Annotated in this window: 18 protein-coding genes; 12 read left to right on the top strand and 6 right to left on the bottom strand. The window is 56.1% G+C overall.

Going from position 1 to position 25,132, the window contains the following annotated elements; translation table 11 throughout:
• Positions 1–160: 160 nt before the first annotated feature.
• The 5 genes from GN112_RS18685 to GN112_RS18705 form a co-directional block, all read right to left on the bottom strand.
• Entirely contained in the window at positions 161–1,495 is a 1,335-nt protein-coding gene (locus GN112_RS18685; RefSeq protein WP_231717247.1) for a TolC family protein, read from the bottom strand.
• Between the two features lie 77 nt (positions 1,496–1,572).
• Positions 1,573–3,405 carry an efflux RND transporter permease subunit gene (locus tag GN112_RS18690; RefSeq protein WP_162459004.1) on the bottom strand — a complete coding sequence of 611 codons (1,833 nt, stop codon included), beginning with the start codon at positions 3,403–3,405 and terminating at the stop codon, positions 1,573–1,575.
• 21 nt (positions 3,406–3,426) lie between these two features.
• Positions 3,427–4,692, bottom strand: a complete 1,266-nt coding sequence (locus tag GN112_RS18695) for an IS4 family transposase (RefSeq protein ID WP_155308364.1) — start codon at positions 4,690–4,692, stop codon at positions 3,427–3,429.
• A gap of 93 nt (positions 4,693–4,785) precedes the next feature.
• Positions 4,786–6,018 carry an efflux RND transporter permease subunit gene (locus tag GN112_RS18700; protein WP_155311609.1) on the bottom strand — a complete coding sequence of 411 codons (1,233 nt, stop codon included), beginning with the start codon at positions 6,016–6,018 and terminating at the stop codon, positions 4,786–4,788.
• A gap of 12 nt (positions 6,019–6,030) precedes the next feature.
• Positions 6,031–7,176 carry an efflux RND transporter periplasmic adaptor subunit gene (locus GN112_RS18705; protein WP_155311610.1) on the bottom strand — a complete coding sequence of 382 codons (1,146 nt, stop codon included), beginning with the start codon at positions 7,174–7,176 and terminating at the stop codon, positions 6,031–6,033.
• A gap of 225 nt (positions 7,177–7,401) precedes the next feature.
• Between GN112_RS18705 and GN112_RS18710 the strand changes: the two genes are divergently transcribed.
• The 8 genes from GN112_RS18710 (at position 7,402) to GN112_RS18745 (ending at position 19,268) form a co-directional block, all read left to right on the top strand.
• Positions 7,402–8,979, top strand: a complete 1,578-nt coding sequence (locus GN112_RS18710; protein ID WP_162459005.1) for a sigma-54 interaction domain-containing protein — start codon at positions 7,402–7,404, stop codon at positions 8,977–8,979.
• Between the two features lie 230 nt (positions 8,980–9,209).
• Positions 9,210–9,716, top strand: coding sequence for a sigma-70 family RNA polymerase sigma factor (locus GN112_RS18715; protein WP_155311612.1), 507 nt, complete (start codon positions 9,210–9,212; stop codon positions 9,714–9,716).
• The gene (locus GN112_RS18720) at positions 9,700–10,731 is read left to right on the top strand and encodes a FecR family protein (protein ID WP_155311613.1); all 1,032 of its coding nucleotides are present in this window, start codon (positions 9,700–9,702) and stop codon (positions 10,729–10,731) included. Before GN112_RS18715 ends, GN112_RS18720 begins: the two co-directional genes overlap by 17 nt.
• 167 nt (positions 10,732–10,898) lie before the next feature.
• Entirely contained in the window at positions 10,899–13,181 is a 2,283-nt protein-coding gene (locus GN112_RS18725; RefSeq protein WP_155311614.1) for a TonB-dependent receptor, read from the top strand.
• Positions 13,182–13,235: 54 nt separating this feature from the next.
• Complete coding sequence (locus GN112_RS18730; RefSeq protein ID WP_155311615.1) at positions 13,236–14,174, top strand: SAM-dependent methyltransferase; 939 nt, start codon at positions 13,236–13,238, stop codon at positions 14,172–14,174.
• Positions 14,171–15,577, top strand: a complete 1,407-nt coding sequence (locus GN112_RS18735) for an amino acid permease (protein WP_155311616.1) — start codon at positions 14,171–14,173, stop codon at positions 15,575–15,577. Before GN112_RS18730 ends, GN112_RS18735 begins: the two co-directional genes overlap by 4 nt.
• A 215-nt stretch (positions 15,578–15,792) precedes the next feature.
• A complete protein-coding gene (locus GN112_RS18740) occupies positions 15,793–17,703 on the top strand; it encodes a TonB-dependent receptor plug domain-containing protein (protein ID WP_231717062.1) in 1,911 nt (636 codons plus the stop codon).
• A 50-nt stretch (positions 17,704–17,753) separates the two neighbouring features.
• On the top strand, positions 17,754–19,268 hold the full coding sequence (locus GN112_RS18745; protein ID WP_155311617.1) for an ABC transporter substrate-binding protein: 1,515 nt from the start codon (positions 17,754–17,756) through the stop codon (positions 19,266–19,268).
• Positions 19,269–19,440: 172 nt separating this feature from the next.
• Here GN112_RS18745 and GN112_RS18750 read toward each other — a convergent pair whose 3' ends face one another.
• Positions 19,441–20,409: a hypothetical protein gene (locus GN112_RS18750; RefSeq protein WP_155311618.1), complete on the bottom strand. Its 969-nt coding sequence runs from the start codon at positions 20,407–20,409 to the stop codon at positions 19,441–19,443.
• Positions 20,410–20,699: 290 nt separating this feature from the next.
• Here GN112_RS18750 and GN112_RS18755 point away from each other — a divergent pair, with 290 nt between their 5' ends.
• The 4 genes from GN112_RS18755 (at position 20,700) to aroA (ending at position 25,107) form a co-directional block, all read left to right on the top strand.
• The gene (locus GN112_RS18755; protein WP_155311619.1) at positions 20,700–21,458 is read left to right on the top strand and encodes an enoyl-CoA hydratase-related protein; all 759 of its coding nucleotides are present in this window, start codon (positions 20,700–20,702) and stop codon (positions 21,456–21,458) included.
• 396 nt (positions 21,459–21,854) lie between these two features.
• On the top strand, positions 21,855–22,967 hold the full coding sequence (gene pheA / locus GN112_RS18760; RefSeq protein WP_231717063.1) for a prephenate dehydratase: 1,113 nt from the start codon (positions 21,855–21,857) through the stop codon (positions 22,965–22,967).
• Positions 22,968–22,969: 2 nt separating this feature from the next.
• Positions 22,970–23,812, top strand: a complete 843-nt coding sequence (locus tag GN112_RS18765) for a shikimate dehydrogenase (RefSeq protein ID WP_155311620.1) — start codon at positions 22,970–22,972, stop codon at positions 23,810–23,812.
• A gap of 32 nt (positions 23,813–23,844) precedes the next feature.
• Positions 23,845–25,107: a 3-phosphoshikimate 1-carboxyvinyltransferase gene (aroA, locus tag GN112_RS18770; RefSeq protein WP_155311621.1), complete on the top strand. Its 1,263-nt coding sequence runs from the start codon at positions 23,845–23,847 to the stop codon at positions 25,105–25,107.
• The last annotated feature ends 25 nt before the right edge of the window (positions 25,108–25,132 follow it).

Below are 25,132 nucleotides of genomic sequence, written 5' to 3' on the forward strand. Positions count from 1 at the left end.
TATGGCGTCTTTATATCGACGCCATTTTTGGTTCGTTGGAATATATCCATCGGAATTAAATATAGAAAAAAAAGGACGGCATTGCAATGAAATCGTCTGATCCAAATCGAGAACGCTTAGGCGATTGGCGGATAAGAATATACCCGGATGCGCATGATTTTCATTCGTATTCAAGGCGGGCTTTCTTACGCATAGTGGGGCTATGTGTGGAAAAGACCAACGCAGAAGACGGCTTTTTCCCGATGGTCCGCTCGAGGCCGGCCACGGCATCCAAATAACCGTACACCGCACGGTAGTAATTGGTATCCGCTTGGGTGAGAAAAGAGCGCGCATCCAGCACATCCGACGAGGTGGCCACCTGCTGCTGGTATTGGAGGTCGGTGATGCGCCAGTTCTCCCGGGCCTGGGATAGGGCCTTTTCAGCCGTAGCGATGTTGGTGCGGGCCAATTGGCAATCGATCAGCGCGTCGCTCACCTCCTCCAGTACCTGTGCTTTCAGATTTTCGATTTTGGCATCCAGGGCTTCCATTTGACGGCAGGTGCGATTCACTTCGGCCCGTATCTTTCCGCTTTGCCAAAAATTCCATTCGAGCTTCACTCCCACATAGGAACCGTCACTGTCACTGTATTCATTGCTGCTGGCACTGGGGTTATCACCCGTCTTTGCATAGCTGCCAACAACTGAAATCTGCGGGTACCAGGCGCTTTGGCTTGCTTTTTTAACAAGCTCCAGTTGCTTCATGCCGATATCAACCAGACGTAAAATCGGTCGATCCTTCAGCGCCCGCTCACTGAGGGCGGCCAGGTCGTCGTACGCCTGGACCGGCATGGGCGCATCTTTGATAACAAGCTCGGATTCCAATGACCGGTTCAGAAGACGATTGATACCGATCACTGCCTTACGGACATTGGCCTTGGCGCGCTCCTGCTCCTGAAGCGCATTGGATAGCGCCACGTCAGCCTTGAGCCGGTCATTCGGTGGAATCAGGCCCTGGCTGAAAAACAGCTGCGCATCGCGTTTGTGAGCGATCAAGGCGTGGACCTCGTCGTTTCGTACCTCCAAGATCTTTCCCGCCAACAACAGGGTGTAACAGGCGCTGCACACGCTGCGGGTCAAATCAAGAATGGTCTGATCCTTTTCCAGGGTCCGCGATAGGGTATCCAGCCGAGCGATATTGTATCTCGAGCTCAAGGCGAAACCGGAAAACAGGGGCTGGACGGCGGTCACGTTCCAATTGTACTGCTTCCGGGAAGCGATCTGAACGTCACCGGATGCCATTTTCAAAACCGGATCTTCCTTCAGCGCGGTGTATCCGTACCCTGCCGATATCTTGGGCAGCAAGTCCGCGCGGGCGCTTTTCACTGACTCGTCGGCTACCGCCATGGTTGCGGACGTCTCCCTCATGGAAGGGTTGCGATGCAAGGCTTCCTGGACGGCCTCTTCGACTGAAAATCGGGGTATGGCTTCCTGGCCACTTACGGTCAGGGGCGACATCGCCAGCAAACACGCGCATATAAATAGGCAAGTATTATTATTTTCCATCTCTTAACTCTTGTCCGATATGGGTGGCATTAAAGCGGTTTTACCCTGAAGAACAACGTGTACAACATCGGCACCACAATCAGGGTCAGAACACTGGCAAAAGCAAGTCCGAACATAATGGTCACGGCCATGGAGGCAAACAAGGGATCGGTCAAGAGCGGCAGCATACCCAGGATGGTCGTGGCTGAGGCCATGGTCACCGGCCGCAATCGGCTTACCGAGGAGTCGACAACGGCTTGATGCCGATCCACCCCTTTCTTGATGGAAAACTCGATCTGCTCAATCAACACCACGGCGTTTTTGATGAGCATGCCAATCAGGCTGTAGGCGCCAAGCATGGCCATGAATCCGAAAGCCTGTCCGGTTAACAGGAGCCCGGTCACCATCCCCACCAGGGCCAAAGGCACCACCAGCATGATGATGACAGGCTGGCGAAAGCCGTTGAATAACGCAACCAGGATAAAAAATATCATCATCAACGTGAGCGGCATGTATTTTTGCACGCCTTCGTCGCCTTTGACCGCAAGTTCGTACTCTCCGGCCCAATCCAATGTGTATCCCCGCGGAAGCGGAATGGCTTCGATCTTCGGGCGTACCCTCGCCAGCAGCGCGTCGTAAGTGATTCCCACCGTATCGCTTTGCACCGTGATGGCCCGCCGGCGGTCATAGCGCCGGACAATCGAATCCTCCCATGAAAGGCCCGAAACATCCGCCACCTGGCCCAGCGGTACGCTGGCCGTTCCCGTTCCCCAGATGGGCGTGGATTCCGGCGAGGGGATCCCGAGACCCTCATCGATCACGGAACGCACCCGCAAGGGGATCAGTTCATTGCCCTCTCGGTAGACGGCCACGGGCAGACCGTCGGTTGCCTGCAGAATCGCTTGGGCCAGATCATTTCTCTCCACCCCCGCGTCTCTGCCGCGCTGCTGGGAATAAACCGCCACCCACCGGGGAACCCGTTGACGCCAGTCGTCCCTGACGTATTTGGCAAAGGGGTCGTCCCTGAGGATTGTTTTGGCGCTTTCGGCAAGACGGCGCAGAACGGCCGGGTCCGGTCCGGAGAAACGGGCTTCCACCATATAATCGGCCGGCGGTCCGTTTTTATAGGACCGCATCTTGGGGGCCGCATCGGGCTGGTTGTCGACAAACCATGCATCGAGTTTTTCCTGCAAGGCAGGGATGGCCCGATAGTCATGAACATTGACGATAATCTGGCCGAATGCAGGATTGTCCGCTTCCGGGGTTATGGTGACGGCCACACGTGGCGGGCCGGAACCGATGATCGTGGTGAAATTTTTTATCTCGGGCAGCGTGGCCAGATAATCTTCAACGCGACGCAGGCCCGCCGATGTGGTTTCGATCCGGGTGCCTTCATGCTGCCAGTAGTCGATGAAAAACTGGGCCTTGGACGATTCGGCAAAGAAGCGTTTCTGTACTTTGCCCATGCCGATCACTCCCAATACACACAGGCCGATAATGATGACCACACAGAATAACCGATGGCGCAGGCACCATACGAGCGTGCCGCTGTAGATCCGATACGGTAAGGATGCGAACGGGTCTTTTGAAACGATCGCCTTCGGTCCCTTCAAAAAGCGCTGGCAAAACACCGGTGTCTGGCTCATGGCCAGCAGCCAGCTAAGCACCAGGGATACGGACACCACCTGGAAAAGGCTCCGGCAATACTCGCCCGACTCGGTCGGGGCCAGAAAAATGGGCATGAATGCCAGACTGGCGATCACCGTGGCCCCGAAAAGGGGCCATGCCGGGCGCTCCGCCGACCTGATGGCGGCATGCGTTCGGTCCTGACCGCGCTTCAGCCTCACCAGCGCGCCGTCGGTTACCACGATGGCATTGTCCACGATCAATACTGTTCGGCACATTCATTGATAAGAGTATTGAGCAATAACTTTGGCGATATTCACATCAAATATTTCTAACAAATTATTTTTTACTGCTAATAACCAGTGAAGACCAATTTTATAAAACTGTTTTAATTTTTCTCCAAGAAGAGTTACTAACCCGCAAACATATGGTCTTTTTGCATTTGAATTGGAGCATGAAGATGAAGTTAGCAAGGTTTCGTTCTTATTATTTTCTTCAGATTCATGCTCATCTTTTTCATTTTCTCTGCTTATTATTTCCGTATCTTGTTTGAATGATAATAACAATAGATAAGCAATCATATACAAGTAGAATTGTATCTGTACGCCATGAGGAGATTGGCTCATTAAGTGAATTCCCTTGAAGGTTCTTTTTATGAAGCGAAAAAAAAGTTCCACTTGCCACCTGTAAGCGTAAAGCATTATAATTTCGTAAGTTGTCAAATCATTTCTGTTTGTGATCAAAATGTAGTTTTCGCCCATAGCCGTAAAGCTAACAATACGATAACTTGCTTTGTTTTCATCGCTATTGAATATTATATTTGAATCTGTGATGTCACTGAAAAATTTCAAGAATGTATCCGGTACGGTGGCAGTGAGACACTCTTTTACAGTGTACGTCATATTCGACTTTCCGCGAATAATAAAAAATGCATTGCTGTCGGATATCTGCTTGAACAGATTGAAAGCGATATAGCCTCGATCACAGACATATGTAATGCCTTCGCGAAGAATTTGCTTAACAAATTCTTTTTCGGAAAAGTTACCTTCCGTACTGATAAATTCGGTTGGAATCATTCGGTTGAGTTCAAAAGATAAATGCATTTTGATCGCATTAGCGGTTTTCTTGTAACAAGCCCATGCCATATTGGAAATGGCCGGAAAAAGCGAACCATCTACAATTAGCATTTTTCCAAGATGACTGATTTCCGGAATTTTATGCAAATCCAATTCTTTTACCAACTGATGGAATATATCTTTAAATATTTCTGGGGGATAACGATTAAACGCTTCATTATACATAGACTTCGATGCGACGACCAATCCTAATGCCTTAGCAGTTGGTGATGTTTTGATCTCAGTGACGATTTGTCCAACGCTTTTAATTCTGGTTATTATTCCAAAAAGCAAATTTGTGGTGAACGATGATAATGAAAGCTTGTAAGTGTCCAAATCATTATGGAGACTATTTTGATTAACCTCAATCAATGGTAGCACCGGTGATAGAATTGTTTGAAAAACATTTTTGTCGATGTGTTCGCTCATGGAGACCTCCTGATTAATTAATTGTACCCACCATGATTAAAACACAAAGCGATCTTTTTGTCCAGTGCTATTTTTTATTTTAATAACAGGATGTTATGGCAATATATATGCCGAACAGTATTGGTCCACGATCATTCCCATCACCAGAATGAGGGCGGCCAATGAAATCCGCTGCAGATCAATGCCCCAGACCAGCATCACGATCAACGTGCCGCAAATGGACAGCACCAGCCCGCTGGCAATTAACAGACCGCTGCGCAGCCCCATGGTGACCAAAAGGACACCAATAACGATACCCACCGATTCAAGAAGGTTGGTGACAAATTTGCGAATGGCCCCTTTGACCAGTTTGGACTGGTAGTATACCCCTTCGAGTGTAAGCCCCACGGGCAGATCCTGGAAAAGCACGTCGAGCCGGGCCTGTACGGCATCTCCCATCGTGACCACGTTGGCTTTGGACGATGCGGAAATACCGATGCCAACCGACGGCTTGCCGTTAAAACGCATGGTGGGTTCCGGCGGATCGGTATACCCCTGGCTGATGGTGGCAATATCTGCCAGGGTTATTTTTGAATGGCCCTGGCTGCCGATAACCAGGTCGCCGATCCCTTCCATGGATTCAAAATCCCCCGGGTAGTCCACCCGGATGCGCTGGTGGTCGGTCTGGACGGAACCCGGCACCACCACCCTGTTCTGACTTCTCAGGGCGCTGACAATTCGATGGGGATGGATGCCCAGCGTGGCGCACTTGGCCATGGAAACGTCCACGTTCACACTCTGGGTGCGGGTGCCGAAAACCTGGACGCGCGATACATTTTCCACCAGCAGCAGTTCGCGCTGGATGAATTCCGCATAATCTTTGAGTTCTGCGTTGGAAAAACCGTCTCCGGTAAGGGCAAGGAAAATACCATAGACATCACCAAAATCATCTTCCACCCGGGACGGTCCGGCCCCTTCGGGAAGATCCCCTTGGGCGCCTGCTATTTTCCTGCGCAGCATATCCCATAGCTGCTGAATCTGCCTGGCGCGGTTATAATCCATGAGGTCCACATACACGATGGATACCCCGGCCCGGGAAATGGAATAAATGTTCTCCACCTCGTCTGCGGACTGGGCTGCTTTTTCGATGACATCGGTCACCTGCTGCTCGACTTCGTATGGCCCGGCACCCGGATAGGGGGTGACCACAACCGCCGTTTTGACGATATACGTCGGATCTTCAAGTTTGCCCAGCTTTTGGTAGGCGGAAAGCCCGCCGGCCAAAAGCAAAAATATGCTGAGATAGATCACCGCTTTATGGTCAACTGCGTACGTTGCCAAACTCATGAATCGATTCCTTTACCGCATCGCGCCCACGTTTGTTGGGGAGGGCTTTTTGAGCAGCCGTACTCTCTGACCGGGTTGGAGGTGATGCACACCTGCGGATACGACCCATTGACCGGGTGCGAGGTCCCCGGAAATCTCAACCCCTTGCCGATTGAGCCTTTCAACAAAAACCTCCTGGCGGCTCACCGTTTGAGTCTGTGCATCAAAGATCCACACGCTGGATGTGTCGCCCCCGGAATTGAACAGGGCTTGGACGGGAATCGCAAAACGATCTTTCCCGGCATCGGCAGAAACGTTGATTCGCACCTGGGCAGCCATGCCCGGGCGCACCAACGGGGTCGCGGCAGGTTCCAGAATCAACGTGAGCGGATATGCCCGGCTGGTCGGGTCCGGTGTTTTGCCCACTTCCTTTAACGTTGCCGCAAATTCGCTGCCGGGGACCGCTTCGAAGGCCACCCGATACGAGTTAAAATCGGAAAGCCGCCCGACCAGATCTTCAGGAAGTCCGAGGACCACCTCGATTGTCTTCAGATCGACAAGGGATACGATCGGCTGGCCTTGGGTCACGGTTTCGTGATTTTCGACGAGTTCATCGTTCACGTATCCGGTAAAAGGCGCGATCAATCGAGTATCGATCAGGTCGTTTTTTGCATCCGCCAAGCTTTCGGTGTCGGCTTTCACCTGGGCCTCAGCCATCTGGAAGGTTGCCCTGGCGTTGTCGTATTTGGCCTTGGCAGCCGCGTTCTGATTGAATAGATGGGCGTAGCGGTGATACTGCAGGGTGGCTTCTTCCAAATGGGCCTTGGAAGCAGCCAATTTGGCCTCCAGGGTCTTTATGGCGATCTCGAAATCGCGTGGATCGATGCGGGCGATCATTTGGCCTTTAACCACTTTTTGTCCGTTCTCCGCATCCAGTCCAATCAACGGCCCGCCAACCCGGAAGGAAAGCCTCACTTCCCGCAGGGATTTGGCTGTGGCCGGAAAGACCAATGCATGATCACCGACGATGCGGGTCAACTGGATTGCTTTTACCGGCCGCACGGCCTTCGGGGGGATATCGGCATGGGCCCCGGAATCCATGCATCCGCCCATGATCCCCGCCATCAGACCGACCATGGCCATTCCCAGCCACCGTGTGATGCTTTTTGGCTTTCTCATGAATAGTTCTCCCAGATTGAATGGTTACCGGTTCCCAACGAAGAAGTGCTGTTGCCAGTGGCTTCAAATACAGTTCAGCGAGATGTGTGCCAAAAAATATTTTCTATTAATACAAATGAGTTAGAAAAATAATTGACAAATTTTATCATATGCGCCAAAAATTTTTGTCATATATGACATTTTTCTAATTTTATGTCGCATGCGACAGATACAAGGGGGAGAGCCGTGGCCATTAATGATATGGAGTTCTTCCACCAAGCGTCCAAACGAATCTACGGTAACTTGGACGCAAAAACCATGCTGGCAGACATCCGCAAGTATCTTGAAAACTTCATGCCCGCTGAAAGCCTGGATTTAAATACATACGAGCCGGAAAACCGGATACTTCGCAATATCGCTTCCGCAAGTTGCTATTCTGAAACGCCATTGCGTTATCCGGCCAGGTTGTCCAAAGAAGCCGCACGATTTGTTGAAAAAGGAAGTTATGGCCCGGTGGTTAGCATGATTAACCGGTCGGAAATGCAACCAGTTGCAAAACAGGTTGAATTGGAAGCCAAACAGCATCCCCTTTGCTTTTTGTTGCTACACCTGAAAATAGCCGGAAAAAGTTTCGGTGAACTTGTGATTTCAGCGCGGGGACGAGACTTGTTTCGCAAAGAACACGCTCGCTTGCTGGAACTCTTACACGATCCTTTTTCCATTGCCATTGCAAACATCTTAAAGCACCAGGAAGTCCTGCGCCTACAGAAGAAGCTATCCGATGACTACCGCTACTTGGCCAGCGAGTTACGCCAGATTTCAGGAGCCGAAGTCATTGGTGAAGAGTATGGATTAAAACCCATCATGGAAATGGTTCGCCAAGTGGCCCCATTGGATAGCCATGTGTTGCTCTTGGGCGAGACCGGTGTGGGCAAGGAGGTCATCGCCAATGCAATTCACTATTCTTCGCTGCGGCACAGCGGTCCACTGATAAAGGTCAATTGTGGGGCCTTACCCGAAAACCTGGTTGACAGCGAACTCTTCGGTCATGAAAAGGGGGCGTACACTGGTGCCGGAACAACCCGCCGAGGCCGATTTGAGAGGGCTCATGGCGGCACGATTTTTCTCGACGAAATTGGCGATCTTCCCCTTTCTGCACAAACACGGCTTTTGCGCGTCATTCAGGACAAGACCATCGAGCGGGTGGGCGGCGGGGACCCCATCAAGGTGGATATTCGCATCATTTCCGCCACGCACAGGAACCTGCAGCAACTGGTCCTTGAAAAATCCTTCAGAGAAGATTTGTGGTTCCGGCTCAACGTGTTTCCCATAACGATCCCACCGCTGCGACACCGAAAAGCCGATATCCCGGCTCTGGTCAAGCATTTCGTCCAAAGGAAATGCCGCGAGATGAGAATTCGAACCCACCCGACGATCTCGTCGATTCAAATGAAAAAGCTGATAAAACATGATTGGCCCGGGAATGTGAGGGAGTTGGAGAATTCAGTTGAGAGGGCTCTCATACGCGCTTTGGCCGGTACTCCGAATGAAGGACTGATATTTGATCATATCAGTATGCCGCTTAGTCAATCCCAGCCTCTATGCCCCAGTCTCGAACAAGACGTGCCAACCCTGGATGAGGTGATGCGGAATCATATCGAAAATGTTCTCTTGTTGTGTAACAACAGAATCGACGGCCCAAATGGGGCAGCCGGCCGTTTGGGTGTAAACCCCAGTACGCTCAGGCATCGCATGCGCAAACTAAGCATCACGTTTGGAAAAAGAAGAAAAGCAACTGAAAATTTAGCCTGTCAAAGCACTTGACAAAACCAATTAAAATTATATAGAAAGAACCATTTTCTTTTGATAGGAATGTCTAATTAAATATTGAACCCCTTACGACCTCCGGCCGCCAGCCGGCGCGGAGAAAGTGAAGGCGTAACATGAGGCACAGCCCTGTGCCTGGTTACGCCTTTTTTTTGGCGTCAGGACAATCGTGTTCAGTGGTTAGGGTCAGTAAAGGAACACCTGAAATTGAAATGGAAGCGGGATTCATGAATTCACAAGCGGATGTGCAAACCTTATACATTGATCACCACCGCTGGCTGGTGAACTGGCTGCGCCATCGTCTGGGGGGCTTGGATGACGCACGCGACCTGGCCCAGGACACTTTTGTGCGGGTTCTCCGGCGGCCGGTGGAAATCGGCGGCCTGCGCAAGCCAAGGGCCTGGCTGGCCACCATCGCCCACGGGCTGATGGTGGATCATGTGCGGCACCGGGATTTGGAACGTGCCTATTGCAGTGCCCTGGCCGATGTACCCGAACCCGAAGCCCCCTCAATTGAAGGTCGGGTGATGCTTCTTGACATCCTGGCCCACATCGACGCCATGCTCGATGGACTGGGCCCCAAGGTACGCAGCGCATTTTTACTCTCCCGCCTGATGGGCTTGAGCTACCCGGAAATCGCCGTGCAACTCGAGGTCAGTCTCAGTTCGGTGGAGAAGTACATGGCCAAAGCCTACCGTCATTGCATGGTCATGCGGGATGGATGTTATCGATAGCGAGGGCAACATGCGCCACACCAAAAAGGATCAGGCCAATGGAAATGCATCGCAGGTGCCTGCATGCATTATCGACCAGGCGATTGCCTGGGCGGTAAAGCTTCATTCCGGAATGGCAAAGCAAGCGGATGTCGAGGCCTGTGCCGCATGGCGCGCCCAGGAACCAATGCATGAGACCGCCTGGCAACGCATCCAAACCGTGGATCGACAACTCGAGGCGGTTCCGGATGGCGCGGGGGCATTGGCCTGCCTGACCTTGGAGAATGCTTTTCGTAATCGCAGTGCTTCCAGGCGCCATGCGCTGAAACTTGCCGCCCTGGCGGTGATGGCCGTCGGTACCGGATTGCTGGTCACTGGGTTGCCCTGGCAGCGGCGGGCGGCCTATGGCACGGATTTCGGCGTCCGCCGGTCCATCGAATTGGATGACGGCAGCCGCATTATGCTGAGCAGCAACACGCGTTTGGAAGTTGCCTATTCTCTGTTTCGGCGGACAGTTTTACTGAAGCAGGGAGAAGTATACATCCAAACCGGCTCCGACAGAGAATCGGTGTGGGGCCGTCGTGGATTCTGGGTGGAAACCGAGCATGCCCGCCTGGAGGCTATTGGCACACAGTTCAACGTCTGTGAGGAGACTGGGCAAACCCGGTTGCATGTCACGGACGGTGCCGTGGCCATCGAGCTCCCCACCGACCGGGTTATCTTCCATGCCGGCGACACGGTTTGTATCGACACGGCGGGACGTCACCTGAAGCGAGTCGACCATCTGGATTACGATCCCATGGCTTGGACCCGGGGCGCGATCGTCGCCAAGCGGATGTGCCTTGCCGAATTTGCTGCCCAGCTCAACCGTTATCATAACGGTAAAGTGCAAGTTCGCGGGGATATCGCCGACCTTCGCGTTTCCGGGGTCTTTCAACTCGACGGTCCCGATGCCCTGTCCCGCGCCTTGAACGCCCTATCAAACACCCTGCCGGTTGATATCAGCCGGGAAGGAGCTTTTTTTGTAGTGCGGTGAAACGGCTGCCGCCGTCGCTTTTTTTCAAGGCGCCGAACCGGCTTGCGCTTTCCGGATAAGCGTTTTTCTCGGCCTGCCTCAAAAAAACAACCCTTACATTACGGGTTTTAAGGTCTTCATTCGGCTATCGAGTATCCGTCCCACACAACCGAAAGGAGATCTTGACCATGCCCGGAGTTCGTTATTGCTTTTCCGTTGCCTCACGTTTCCCCTCATTCGGCCTTGGCATCCTGGCACTGCTGGCGGCAATTCTGGCCGGCGCCTGGTTTGTCCCGCCATCGGCCTCCGCTCAGCCTGATTCGAATCAAACGCGTATGTACAATATTCCCGCGGGCAGTCTGGAGGATTCCCTGAACACATTCGCCGTGCAGGCGGGGATCACACTGACCTTCGATCCGGCCTTGCTGGAGGGTAAAACCGTTCAGGGGTTGAATGGCATCTACAGTGTCACCAACGCCATGGCAATCTTGCTGGAAAACAGCGGCCTCAAAGCCCACAAGAATGGGGAGAGCAGCTACCACCTGGAACCCATTCCGGTAACCGGCAACAAGGAGGTCACCATGCCGGCAGTCCACGTGGCGGGAAAGGCCATTTCTGATGCCGGGACCGAAACGCTGCCCATCGATCGCATTCAGCGCAATCTGGCCACGGATATGGCCGACATTTTCCGGGACGAGCCGTCCGTCGTCGTCGGCGGAGGAACGCGCAACTCACAGCGAATCTATGTGCGCGGCATCGAAGCCAGCAACCTGAATGTGACCATCGACGGCGCGGTCCAGGGCCGGAACCTTTTTCAGCACCGGGGGTCGATCGGCGGTATGGATCCCGACCTGCTCAAGCGTGTCGAGGTGACGACCGGTCCCAGCGCCCTGAGCGGCGCCGGAGCATTGGGCGGCAGCATCCGCATGGAAACCGTGGACGCCCAGGATATGCTCGCGGATGGCAGGCACGTCGGCGCGAAAGTGGAAGTCGGGGCGTCCGGCGCCGACGATGGCTACCGCGGGTCGACCAGTGTTTATGGCGCCTATGAGGGTTTCGGCCTGCTGGGATATGTCAGCGGCGCCAACTTCGAGGACTACCGCGACGGCGATGGCAACGACGTGCATGGCTCGGCCGGCCGGGATCGTGACTATTTTCTCAAGTTCAGCATGTTGGACCAGGCGGACCATCAGTTGCGCATCAGCGCCCAGGAAAACGAAAACAGCGGGCTGTATCGCTGGGGCGCCGGGGATACCGATTACGATGAAACCGCAGACCTGTATTACCAGGAAAGCGATCGCCAGACCCTTGCCCTGGGCCATCGGTATCGTCCGGCGGACAACCCGTGGGTGGACTGGCGCTTCAACGCATACCTGAACCAATTATTCCTGGAAAACGTTGATCTGGACACCCTGACTGAAAGCGAGGGATGGGGAACAAACCTCAGTAACACGGCCAGCTTCAAGCTGGGCATGACCCGGCACCGCCTGACCATCGGCAGCGATTATTACGCCGAGGAAGGCATTCATGAGTCCGATGGCGCCCAGGTGGGAACCGACAACGAGGTCGGGAATCTGGGCGTGTATATTCAGGAACAGATGAATCTCGGCCCGTTCCTGCTGACCCTGGGAGCGCGCTACGACGACTACGAAACCGATTTTGGCGAAGTTACGATCAGCGGCGATGAAATTTGCCCCAGCGCCGGGCTGGAAGTCGCCATGGGGTACGGGTTCACGGCCTTTGGCGGCTACGGCGAATCCGTGCGCAGCACCGGCATCATTCCGGTGCAATGGCTGTCGACCACCACAGACAATCCGACTTTCAACCAGCAGGCGGAAAAGGACAGCTACGGCAGCTCATTCGAGCCCGAAACCGCCACCCAGTATGAGGGCGGCCTGCGCTTCGAGCACGAGGGGCTGCTGATGGACGGCGACCGCCTCGATATCCAGGTGACGTATTTCGAAACCGAGATCGAGAATCTGATTGTCCAGATCGGCGGCCGCCGTGGCGCACCGGTGACCGGCTTTTACAATGACGACCCGATGACGTCCAAGGGTTGGGAGGCACGCGCGACATGGCGAACCGGCGATTTCAAAACCTCCATGAGCTATACCCATGCCCGCACCGAGGACGAAAATGGAGACCTGATTGCCATCACGCGCCGAAAGGGCGCCTCCACCGGTGACCGTTTTGTCTGGGACAGTTTCTGGCAGATGCGGGAGCGTTTCGGCGTGGGCTATACGCTGGAAGCCGTGGGCGGGATCGACGAAGACGATATCGATCGTTGCGGCTATGTGCTCCACCATGTGCAGGCCCAGTGGCAGTCCGTCATTCCCAACCTCGATGTCACCCTGGCGGTGCGCAATCTGTTCGACCATTACTACAGTGAGCAGACCACCATCGGCGAAGACGGCACCGCCACGGCCGAGCCGGGACGGGACGTGCGGGTCAGTGTTGCCTATCGATTTTAATTCCTGGTCCGCACAGGGGCCATACCGTGAAAAAAAATTAAAGAGGAGATCGATATGAATTGGTTCAGATCAAAGGTATTCTGTTTCCCATTGTTGCTGATGGTGGCCGGTTTCGTGGTGGCCGGATGCGCGACGTCCGGTGTCGACGCCGTCACCGGTGCCACGGCCAAGGCGCAGGTGTCGGGGCCGGGGACGCTTCTCCTGGTCAGCATGGGAACCGGCGACACGGACAACATGACCATGCGGGCCCGGCAGGCGGTTGCGGCCGCCGACATCGTTTTCACCATGGGCGCGCGCACCGATTACTATGGCGAACTGCTGGCGCGAAAAACCGTATACGATGCCGGACACCGGCTCTTTTTCCAAGGCGAAACCCGGAGCGGCCCCGGCCATCCGGGACCGAAACCGCCCCAAAAGAAGCTTAAAGGGAAAACGCCCACAGGCGCCGGTCATGGTCCCCGGATGGACAAGTCACCCGAGGAGATTGCCGCCCAGCGGGAAAAGACACGCCGGATCATCCGCGACGCCGTGGCCGCGGGCAAGCATGTGGTGATTCTCGATAACGGCGACCCGACAATTTTTGGTCCGCACATCGATTATATGCGTGAATTCGACGATTTGAACCCAGGGATCGTGCCCGGCATCTCCAGTTTCAACGCGGCCAACGCAGCACTTCAGACCAGCCTTGTGTCCGGCGATGCCATGGCCGTGACCCTGACCATCGGCCGCCTTGAAGGTGGCCGGGACAAGATGATCGCCGGCATGATCGATGCGGGCGAAACCCTGGTGTTTTTCATGGTGCGCGATCTGAACGGGTTCGTTACCAGCCTGAATGCCCTTGTTTCCGCCGATACACCGGTGGCCATCGTTTCCTGGGCCGGTTCCCGGGAAAAGCAACGGGTGATCCGGGGAACCCTGGGGACAATCCTGGAAACGGTTGGCGGTGAACGGGTGCCGAACTATCTTCTCTATGTGGGGTCCGCCCTGAAATGAAAACCACATCGGCCCATCGTTCATTGAAGCGTGAAATCGGGCTGCTGTCCGCCATGGTGATCGTCGTGGCCAACATGGTGGGCAGCGGTATCTTCACTACATCGGGGTTCATCGTCGGCCAGTTGGGCAGCGCCTGGATGCTGCTGACCTGCTGGCTGGTCGGCGGCCTCTTCGCCCTGGCTGGCGCGCTATGCTACGGCGAGATGGGGGCCATGCTGCCCAAGGCCGGCGGCGAATACGCCTATCTGCATTACGCCTTCGGCCCGGTGCCGGCCTTTCTCTCGGGGTGGGTTTCCCTCGTGGTCGGCTTTTCCGCGCCCATCGGTGCCGCGGCCATCGCCTTTGCCACCTATTTTCTCGGTGGCGGCACCGAGCCGTGGCTGGCGGTGGAATTCGCCGGGCGCCGCTGGCTGACCGTTTCCGGAGTGACGCTGTTGGCCTGCGCCGTGGTGGTGCTATTTTCCATTGTTCACAGTCACAGCCTGCGCCTGGGAACCCGCGTTCAGAACCTGCTCACGATGTTCAAGCTTGCCGTGATCGTACTTTTTTCCGTTGCCGGCATGATGTGGGGAAAAGGCGACTGGAGCCATCTGGGGGCCGTGCCTGACAATGGCGCCGGTGGATGGGGCCCTTTTGCCGTGGCCCTGATCTTTGTCTCCTTTTCCTACAGCGGCTGGAATGCCGCCGCCTACCTGGGCGGGGAAATCCGCCAGCCGGGGCGCAACCTGCCCCTGGCCTTGATGGCGGGCACCGGGCTGGTGATCGCCCTGTACCTGGCGTTGAACCTGGTCTATGTCTACGCCTTGCCGGCTTCGGCCATGCAAGGAACGCTGGAGGTGGGTACGGCGGCGGCCACGGCTCTGTTCGGCCCCGCCATGGGCAGGGCCTTCGGACTGGTCATCGCCCTGGGCCTGCTATCGGTGCTGAGCGCCATGATCATGGCCGGCCCGCGGGTGTATTACGCCATGGCCCGCGACGGCCTTTTCTTCCGGCGTTTCGCAGGCGTTCACCAAACGCGCCGCACCCCGGTGGGCGCTATCTGGCTCCAGGCGGCCATCGCCATCGGGATGATTCTGTGCGCGGCCTACGACGCCTTGCTGATTTATATCGGCTTCACCCTCTCCCTGACGGCCGTGGCCACGGTGGCCGGTCTGTTTTGGCTGCGCCACACGGCCCCGGAAATGGCGCGTCCTTATCGTGCCTTCGGCTATCCGCTGACGCCCGCTCTTTTTATTGTCGGCAATTTATGGATTGTATGCCATACCGTCGCCAGCCGTCCCTTGGTGGTGGGTTGCGGCCTGGCCACGATCGCCATCGGCTGGGCCGTGCAATCCTGGTTCAACAAACAATCGGGCCAGACCCAAAGACACGCGGCGGCCGACACGGGGTTGGGACCGGCTTAGATACCTAGTGAAAATTGCCCTGCGCCGTCATCCAAAAAGGGTTGACAGGTAATGGTTCGAGGTATATGAGAAGATGCTTATAGTTCGATATATATAATAAAGTGAGAATGCTCTTACGGCAGCCGGCCGAAGGACGACGCGGCGTGAAGTGAAGGCGCGGGTGGATCTGTTTGATTACAGATTTGCCGGCGCCTTTCTATTATGAGGAGGAACGGATGAAAAAGTGGTGTGTGGCGATTGGTCTCATATGGATGCTGATTCCCAACGAAGTGATGGCCGGTAGCCATGATGGTGACACGGCCGACGGGACCGTGGATGCGGGCAGAGTGGTGGTGACGGCGACCATGACCGAAAAGCAAATCACGGACGCACCGGGCGCCGTGGAGGTGATCACCCGGCAGGAGATGATCGAAATGAACGCCCAAACCGTGGCCGATGCCGTGGCCGATGCCACCGGTCTGGTGGTGACCACCGAGACCGGGCGCCAGAAACGGCCCAGCATCCGTGGCACCGGCAGCAATCACACCCTGCTGTTGATCGACGGCCGCCGGCTGGCTTCAGGCTTCAAGGATCTGCTCGGCATTGAACAGATCCCCATGGACATGGTCCAGCGTATCGAGGTGGTTCGCGGTCCGACCTCGGCCCTGTACGGCAGCGATGCGATTGGCGGGGTCATCAACATCATCACCAAAACGCCGCCCAAGGAACTTTCCGCCGGACTTACCGCGCAATACGGGCAAAGCACCTACAATGAAGGCCAAGAGGTCATCGGCAGCGCGGTGGTGGGCAATACCTGGGATCGTCTGGGCGTTTTGCTGGCCGGCGGATACCGGGACAAGGATGGCTACGACCGGGACGGCGTGACTCCCGATGACGGCGACGACATGAATCTGTCCTCGGGCGCCGGACGGCTCTCCTTCGATATCAACCGGGGTCACCGGCTGTTGGCGGGCCTGGAAGCGGTCGACAAAAACAATACCGGGCTAAGGGACCTCCAGAGCATGGACCGGGAGCGGGATGCCGACTACAGCCGTCTCAACTATTTCCTGGAATACGACGGCCATCCCACGTCCCTCACCTCCTTGATGTTGCGAGCGAACCATTCCGAACAGGAAAACGATATCGAAATCACTCCGGCCACCTCCATGATCGCCGGTTCCATCGGCGATGAAAACAACTCCAAGCGCCGGTTGGATCAGGTCGAAGCCCGCTTTAACGGATTGTTCTTCGACCGCCACCTGGTCACCGTGGGCGGTGAATACCGCGAGGAAGGCCGCGAGGACGACACCGGCATGGATGACGATATCGACAATGTCAGCGGGTATCTTCAGGACGAGTACCGCATCTTCGATCCTTTTTTGCTGGTGGTTGGCGTTCGTTATGACGACCATTCGGATTTTGGGTCCCAGTGGACCCCCCGAGCCTCGCTGACCTACAATGTCGTGGAGCATCTGCGGCTCAAAGCGTCCTACGGGGAAGGTTTTCGCGCGCCGGGATTCATGGAGCTTTACGTTCCAACCTATATGAAGCGGGGAAAACTGGTGTACGAGCCCAACGCCGAATTGGATCCGGAAACCTCGCAAAGCTACGAGATCGGTATCGAGGGTGAATACAAACGGTTCAGCGGCCAGGTGATGGCTTTTAAAACCAGCATCGATGACATGATCGAGGCGGTTTACTACGCCTCCACCGGTTCGGGCAATAAAAAGAAAGACTATTATCAATACCAGAACATCGGCGAAGTAACCATGTCCGGAGTCGAACTTCAGTGGGGTTTGGGACTGCCCATGGGATTCGATTTGTCCGGCAACCTGGCCTATCTGGACACGGAAAACGAGGACACCGGCGAGGAGCTGGAAGGCCGCCCGGATTACAACGGGTCTTTGAAGCTCGGTTATCATCACGCGGGTATGGGGCTGCGGGCCAATCTACGCCTGAACTACATCGGCGAGCGGTACTACGCCGACGAGCCGGAGAAGGACGTGACCCTGCTTAACGCCTATCTCTCCAAAACCGTTTTCGATAACGTGATGCTGTTTGCCGGCGTCGACAATATTTTTAACGCCGGATCGGAGAATGACATCGAGCCGACGTTTTACTATGCGGGTGTGTCGCTGAAGTATTAATCTATTTTACATCATACAGTTAAACCTTCTATTTTCGAAAGGGTTGATCAATGTCCAGAACAATTGCGAAATACTTCATCGCCAGTGCGCTGGCATTCTTTATCATCGGCTGCCTCGAGGGGCTGATGTTTCCCACCAAGTTTCAATTGCAGTCATTCTACACCACCGTTTTCCATATTCCGCCCGAGTATCTCAAGGCTTTTTTCGGTTATTTCGTGGCCAAGATTCACACGCACGTCAACCTCATCGGGTGGGTGGGGTCGACCCTCATGGGCATGCTGTACTATCTCGCACCGCAAATCAGCGGCGTCGAACGGTATCGCCCATGGGCCGCCTACATGAATTGGGCCTGCCAAACGCTCGGGGTTATTCTTTTATGTCTGGGGTTTCACCTGATTGGCGTGTTCGGCCTGGCTTCGGGGCATACGGCGGGTTCGCCTGAATTCAGAAACGTCGCCGCCCCTTTTAAAATGGTCGTTACCATTGGTGGTGTGCTGATCACCGTCTCGGCGTTGCTTTTTACTTACAATATGGTCCGAACGCTTTTTGCCTCGGTGCCCGCTCTTGCTTCGGCAAAGGGGTCCATGACGCCGAAAATCCGTCAACGGATCCAGGCCATGGCCATCGTGCTGGCAACGCTTGCCCTGCTGAACATAACGGTACCCGTATCACCGGCCATTGCCTCGCCGGCCACGGCACCTCAAAAGGCCGATGTGATTATGATCGGCGACCGCCTGGTGGATGTGGCCCATGGCCTGGGCGTGGTACCGGCGGCCATGTCGGTGCGCTGCTCCCTGTGGCCCTTGTGCGCCTCCCTGAAATCGGCCGTTCAGGTCCTGGGGTGCCCCAATTGCCTGACCAAGAAAAAGGCCGCCCCCTTACTGAAATTTGCCCGGCAGAATGGAATCAAACGCGTCCTGATCGAAAAAAGCGATCCGTTCTGCACCTATGTCCCCAACTTGCAACTGGAAAACATGGCCTCTTTTTTAGGTGGCCAGGAACTGGAGATCGCGTATGTCGATTTTACCCGGGGCCTGGAACCCGCCGTGCGGCAGACGGCCGAGATTCTGGGGCTTGCGGACAAATGCGATAAGGTATTGACCGGGTATGCCAGGGAGATGGAAAAGACCCGCAAGAAGATGGCGGAGAAGCAATTCGTCAAAAAGGTTGTCATCCTTCGCGGCACCTACCAGGAGACGACCGGCAAAACCTTTCTTCTCATCGAGTCCCCCGGCGGATACGCGGACCGGTTTTTGCTGAAGCCCATGGGAATCGAAAACGTGGGCGGTAAGGTTTATACCGATGGCAAAAAACCGTCCAAGGGCCACGTCTCCGTGCGCAAGCTCGATCGATTGATCGCCGCAGCGCCCGATGCCATTGTCATGACGGGTGATTCCATCGCCGTGCAAAAGGCCCTGGCCGAGGCCATCTGCAAAAACCCGGCCCTGGGCGACGTGCCCGCCGTCAAGACCCATGCCGTTTACAGCCTGCCGGGCTACATCGATTCCAGCGTGATCGAATACCCGCTTGTTCTGCGGCGCTGGGCTGACGTGCTGGAGCGGTAGGAGAGAAAATTGTTGGGCATGTGCGTTCAAGCTCCGCATGAAAGCACCCCATTTGATTCTATCCTAAAGTTGCAAAAGCCTGAGGATAAAAAGATACATACTGTGAGAAACGGCGGCTTCAGGAAAATTGAGCTTTTCCTGAAGCCGCCGTTTTTTACGCGAAGAGAATTGGTCAGCCTTCTGCTTCCTTTTCGAGTTCATCCAGTTTGTCCGCATCGGAAACGGCAATGTCCACCAGGCTTTTCGGAATGGAGCTCTGCTCGCACATGGTGCGAATCTCCTTTTCCACATCGCTGAATTCCATGATCTCGCGGATGGATTCGATGTAGCCGAGCATGTCTTCCGGCGGGATATCCTTCAAGGCAGGCCCTTCCGCTTCCGCCTTCTTTCTTGCGGCTTCCTCTTCGGCCAGGCGCTGCTTCTCCTTGAGTTCTTCTTCCATGGCCTTTTTTACCCCATCGAGCATGCTCTGATCAACCTGCATCATTTCCATGATCAAGGCTTCGGTAACGTCGTTGTCAAAAAGATGCTTCGCCTTTTCTTCGTCGGATTTGGATTCCACGGCCTTGAGCAGCGTTTTCACTCTTTCCCGTTCGGCGAGTTCCTTCTTGATTGTCTCTTTCACCTCGGCCAGCTTTTCCTCGGTAATCTCCATTGAGCCGATGATCACCTGGGAATCAATTTTTTCGTCAATCAACAGGCGGATGCCTTCGTCTCCGGGCAATCCCTTGGCCTTGGCGGTCAACAGATCGAGCCTGGCCTTTTCAACAGCCCGGATCACTTCCGGTCTGCGGTCGGGGTACCGGAGTTCCGGCCATGTCGTTCCGATGTCGTCAAGAAGCCTCGTGGTGGCCGCATAAGGTTCGCTGGCGTCCTCCAGGGTAAGTGCCGCGATGGCACCGTTCAGATCCTTCAGCATGGGCTTTCCGACACTGCGCATTTTATCGACGGCCCATCGCAGTTGCATCAAGTTCCCACCATGGCGCGATACATTCCGGCCGGCGGCGTCGAGTTCACCGGCAAGTTTTTGAATTGTCGCTTCCAAGTTGCTATCCGCAACATCTTTGGAATCAAGTGCAAGGATGTTTTCCTCCATCAACAGCCAGAGCGGTTTGTCCTTTCTGTCATCGCTTGTTGCCATTTTCCGAGCTCCTTTTTTTTGGATTTGAATCCCGTGATAACCACAGGGATAGAAACAGGGTGACCCCCAATGCTGCAACTTTGGGGGTAAATCCGTTGCAAGCCCTTCACGGATCGATAAAAAAGTGGGATATTGATGCCAAGTCAATGCAATTTATAGAGCATCCTATATTCGAGTCAAGAAGAAACCGAAACCGGGAAGTATATAATTTATCTTAAAAACAGTTGATTGTGCATGCGAAAGCCCCTATAAACCAGAAATTAACACGATCAGTGGATATTGAGAAAAAAATGATGAAACCGGAAATAAACGATCATGTTGCCGTGATCCGCATTGACCATCCGCCGGCCAATGCCTGGGATTTAACCACCATGACGGATTTCGGCAAGGCCATCGCCCAGGTGGAATCCGACCCTTCTGTTCGGGTTCTCATCATTACCGGTGCCGGAGACAAATTCTTCTCCGCCGGTTTCGATGTCAGCGACGCGGAAAACACCGCAGCGATCAGTAATCTCGGCCGGGATGTTTGGCGGCGGCTTGACCGCTTTCCCAAACCGGTCATCGCCGCCATCAACGGCTATGCCCTGGGCGGTGGTCTGGAACTGGCCATGGCCTGTCACTTTCGGCTCCTGGCTGATGCGCCCCGGTTGAAGATGGGGCTGACCGAACTCAACCTCGGCATCATTCCCGGCTGGGGAGGCACCCAACGGCTGCCCCGGCTTGTGGGGCGGGCCAAAGCCCTGGAGATGATCCTTTTCAGTCAGACCCTCGATGCCCGCGAAGCGTTTGACTGCGGTCTCGTCGACCGGCTGGTCCCACCGGAACAACTCCTTGATGAGGCCATGGTCATGGCCAAACGGTTGGCCGAGCGACCGCCGGTGGCCGTACGCTGTGTGCTGGACGCGTTTTCGGCCGGCACCTATGAGGGGCTCGACCAGGGCCTGATGACCGAGGCCGAAGGTGCCGGCACCGTCCGTCAGACTGAAGATCGGGAAGAAGGCTTTGCGGCGTTCAAGGAGAAACGCAAGCCGCGATTCGTCGGCCGGTAGCACGCCCGCGCCGATGAAAAAGCTTGACAGTGAAGCGGCGAGCCTGTAGCTTTGGGCCAATTCAGCGCCATCGACAATGTAAAGGACAGATTCGATGTTTCACTTTTTTACCGGCAGCTATTTTTGCTTTTATTATTTTAGCAAGGGTCTGCCTGGCGCGCGCTGAATGTCCTGAGAAACCAAAAAAGACAAACCAAGCCGTGGGCAGACCTTAACTCCCACGGCTTTTTCTTTTCAGGGGCCGTGGAGAACCTTCTCCCCGGCCCTTTGTATAGTTTTTACGATAATGCTTTTGGCAAGGCCAGAGGGAGGAAGCTGTATAATCCATACCGCGACGACCGATAACGCCGCCTAAAAACATTATCTTGAAAGCTATATCAGGAGCGGACAACCATCATGGATGAACCTGGCACCCCCCCGGACTGCAGCATGGCAACCGATATCTGCGATATCCGCCAGCAGATCGACGACATCGACAACACGATTCTCGAACTGATCAACCGGCGCCTCAACCTGGCCAAACGGATCGGTGAGCTGAAAAAAGACAGCGGCAACCAGGTGGTCGACAGCACCCGCGAAAGCGAGATCCTGAGGCGCTTGACGGCCCTCAACAAAGGGCCGCTCAACCCCAACGTGCTGCACCACATCTTTATCGATATCATTGCCGCGGCGCGGGCCATCCAGGCCTCCCAGCGGGTGGCCTACCTGGGTCCCGAAGCCACCTTCACCCATCTGGCAGCCACCAGCCATTTCGGCTATTCGGTCACCTATGTGCCCCAGCCCAGCATCCGTGAAATCTTCAGCGAGGTGGAGAAAGGGGCCTGCGATTACGGAGTGGTGCCGGTGGAAAACTCGGTGGAAGGGTCGGTGCGCCACACCCTGGATCTCTTCTTCGAGTCGGAGCTTTGCATCTGCGCCGAACGTTACCAGCCGGTCTCTTACGATCTTTTGGCCCAGCAGGTCGGTCTGTCGGCCATCGGGACCGTTTATGCCCACTCCCAGGCCCTCAATCAGTGCCGGGCCTGGCTGAACCAGTACCTTCCGGCGGCGTCACTGAAAGAGTGCAGCTCCAGCGCTTTTGCCGTTCAGCAGGCCATGCAGGAGAAAGCGGCGGCGGCCATCGCCGGCGGCGGTGCGGCCGCCCTTTTCGGGCTCGAAGCAGCGGCCTCCAAGATCGAGGATTTTTCCCGGCCGCCCACGCGGTTTCTGGTAATCGGCAAGGAGCGGGTCAGGCCCTCGGGCAAGGACAAGACCTCCCTGATGTTCGCCCTGGCCCATGTTCCCGGCGCCCTGGCCGGTGCCCTGACGCCCATCACCGACGAGGCCATCAACCTGCTCAAGATCGAATCGCGACCCACGCGGCACGAAAGCTGGAGCCATTTTTTCTTTATCGACCTGGAAGGGCATCTGGAAGAGGAGAGCATTCAACGGGCCATCGGCCGGATTCGCCCGCATACCCTTTATCTTAAAAACCTGGGTTCCTATCCCATGATCGGCCAAGGGGTGTAGCCATGACCGCTACCGACGCTAAATTGACCATCGGCACGCACACCCGGCTGTTTGGGGTGATCGGTGATCCGATTGTCCACAGCCTCAGCCCGCTCATGCACAACACGGCCTTCCGCCAGACCGGAGTGGACGCAGTTTACCTGGCGTTTCACGTCAAGGACCTGCCCGGTGCCGTGGCCGGCTTCCGTGCGCTGAACATGGGCGGCGTCAGTGTGACCATTCCCCACAAGGTTTCGATCATGGATCTTCTGGATGAGGTGGAACCCATGGCCCGGGAGATCGGGGCGGTCAACTCCATCATCAATCAGGGGGGGCACCTGATCGGCTTTAATTCGGACAGTCCGGGTGCCACTGCCGCCCTATCGGAAAAGACGGTGATCAAGGGCAAGCGGGTGGCGGTGATCGGGGCCGGTGGCGCGGCCCGGGCCATGGCCCACGGCATCCGGAGCCACGGGGGAAGGCTGACGATCGTCAACCGCAGCGAAGCCAGGGGGCGTCAGCTGGCCGAAGCGATGGATGGCGAATTCTGTCCCCTGGCCGATTTCAGGGGTGACGGCACCGACATCCTGGTGAATACCACCTCCGTGGGGATGTCACCGGATACGGACCACATGCCGGTTTCCAGAGACAGCCTCCGTTCGGGGATGACCGTCATGGACATGGTCTACAACCCGCTGGAGACCCGACTGCTCCGCTCGGCCCGGGAAATCGGCTGTACGGTCGTGGACGGGGTGGCCATGTTTGTCCACCAGGGGGCCATCCAGTTCGAACGCTGGACCGGACAAAAGGCGCCCGTGGCGCTGATGAAGAAGATTGTTCTCAATGCCCTGACGGGCAGAGCCTGACCGTGTCATCAATTCTTACCAGGGAAAAAACCATGATTGAAATCAAGCCCCATCCCATCGGCCGCTGCCGGATTCGTGTACCGGGCTCCAAGAGCTACACCCACCGCACCCTCATAGCCGCGGCTTTGGCCGACGGCACCAGTACCGTGCGTGATCCCCTGCGCAGCCAGGACACCCTGTTGACCCTCGCCGCCCTGGAAAAGCTGGGCGCGACGGTCGACGACCGGGAAAGCCACATCGTGATCCAGGGGCTCGGCGGCCGCTTCAAACCTTGCGCCGACCCGATCTATCTGGCCAATTCGGGAACCTCCATGCGTCTTTTGGCCGGTGTGGCCGCCCTGGGAGAGGGTGTCTACACCCTGACCGGCACCCCGCGGATGTACCACCGGCCCATCGGCCATCTGCTGGATGCCCTCAACGGTCTGGGCATTGCCGCCCGGGCGCTGGAGACCGCCGGCTGCCCTCCGGTGGAAATTCCGGGCGGCCAGGCGAGCGGCGGGTCGGTCGCCATCAACTGCAGCGTAAGCAGCCAGTTCCTCTCCGCCCTGCTGCTCATGGCGCCGTGCACCCGGGACGGGATGACCATCACGGTTTCCCACGGCCCGGTCTCGCGTCCCTATGTGGACATGACCGTGGACATCCTGGCGCGTTTCGGCATCCAGGTCCGGCGCGACGGTTACACCCGCTTTGACGTTCCCGGTGGTCAGACATACCGGGCCGGAGACTATACGGTGGAGCCGGATGCTTCCCAGGCCGGTTATTTCTGGGGGGCGGCGGCCATCACCGGCGGCAGCGTCACGGTGGGCGGGGTGTCGACGGCATCCAGCCAGGGCGACGTGGGCCTGGCGCAGGTTTTCGAGCGCATGGGCTGCCACGTGGTGCACGCGGCCGACGGGATCACGGTAACCGGTGGGCACCTGCGGGCCGTCACCGTGGACATGGCCGACATGCCCGATATGGTGCCCACCCTGGCAGTGGTGGCGGCCTTCGCCGAAGGGACCACGGTGATCGAGAACGTTTCGCACCTCAAGGCCAAGGAGAGCGACCGGCTCACCGCCACCTGCAACGAGCTGAAGAAGATGGGCATTGACGCCGTGGCCGACGCCGACAGCCTGCGGGTGACCGGTGGCCGTCCCCGGGGGGCCGAGATTGACACCTACGACGACCATCGCATGGCCATGAGTTTTGCCATGGCCGGGCTGGTGGTGCCGGGGGTGAAAATTGCCGACCCGGGCTGTGTGGAAAAATCCTTTCCTGACTTCTGGCAGGTATGGGAACAGCTCCGTGCCGAGTAACGATTTTTTCAGGCGGTAATCCGCC

Source organism: Desulfosarcina ovata subsp. ovata (assembly GCF_009689005.1).
Classification (GTDB): domain Bacteria; phylum Desulfobacterota; class Desulfobacteria; order Desulfobacterales; family Desulfosarcinaceae; genus Desulfosarcina; species Desulfosarcina ovata.

Coding starts and splice junctions, on each gene's coding strand:
- pheA (WP_231717063.1), top strand. CDS start 21,855: ATGGATGAACCTGGCACCCCCCCGGACTGCAGCATGGCAACCGATATC.
- GN112_RS18705 (WP_155311610.1), bottom strand. CDS start 7,176: ATGAGAAAGCCAAAAAGCATCACACGGTGGCTGGGAATGGCCATGGTC.
- GN112_RS18765 (WP_155311620.1), top strand. CDS start 22,970: ATGACCGCTACCGACGCTAAATTGACCATCGGCACGCACACCCGGCTG.
- GN112_RS18695 (WP_155308364.1), bottom strand. CDS start 4,692: ATGAGCGAACACATCGACAAAAATGTTTTTCAAACAATTCTATCACCG.
- GN112_RS18725 (WP_155311614.1), top strand. CDS start 10,899: ATGCCCGGAGTTCGTTATTGCTTTTCCGTTGCCTCACGTTTCCCCTCA.
- aroA (WP_155311621.1), top strand. CDS start 23,845: ATGATTGAAATCAAGCCCCATCCCATCGGCCGCTGCCGGATTCGTGTA.
- GN112_RS18750 (WP_155311618.1), bottom strand. CDS start 20,409: ATGGCAACAAGCGATGACAGAAAGGACAAACCGCTCTGGCTGTTGATG.
- GN112_RS18730 (WP_155311615.1), top strand. CDS start 13,236: ATGAATTGGTTCAGATCAAAGGTATTCTGTTTCCCATTGTTGCTGATG.
- GN112_RS18745 (WP_155311617.1), top strand. CDS start 17,754: ATGTCCAGAACAATTGCGAAATACTTCATCGCCAGTGCGCTGGCATTC.
- GN112_RS18685 (WP_231717247.1), bottom strand. CDS start 1,495: ATGTCGCCCCTGACCGTAAGTGGCCAGGAAGCCATACCCCGATTTTCA.
- GN112_RS18715 (WP_155311612.1), top strand. CDS start 9,210: ATGAATTCACAAGCGGATGTGCAAACCTTATACATTGATCACCACCGC.
- GN112_RS18740 (WP_231717062.1), top strand. CDS start 15,793: ATGAAAAAGTGGTGTGTGGCGATTGGTCTCATATGGATGCTGATTCCC.
- GN112_RS18735 (WP_155311616.1), top strand. CDS start 14,171: ATGAAAACCACATCGGCCCATCGTTCATTGAAGCGTGAAATCGGGCTG.
- GN112_RS18755 (WP_155311619.1), top strand. CDS start 20,700: ATGATGAAACCGGAAATAAACGATCATGTTGCCGTGATCCGCATTGAC.
- GN112_RS18700 (WP_155311609.1), bottom strand. CDS start 6,018: ATGAGTTTGGCAACGTACGCAGTTGACCATAAAGCGGTGATCTATCTC.
- GN112_RS18720 (WP_155311613.1), top strand. CDS start 9,700: ATGGATGTTATCGATAGCGAGGGCAACATGCGCCACACCAAAAAGGAT.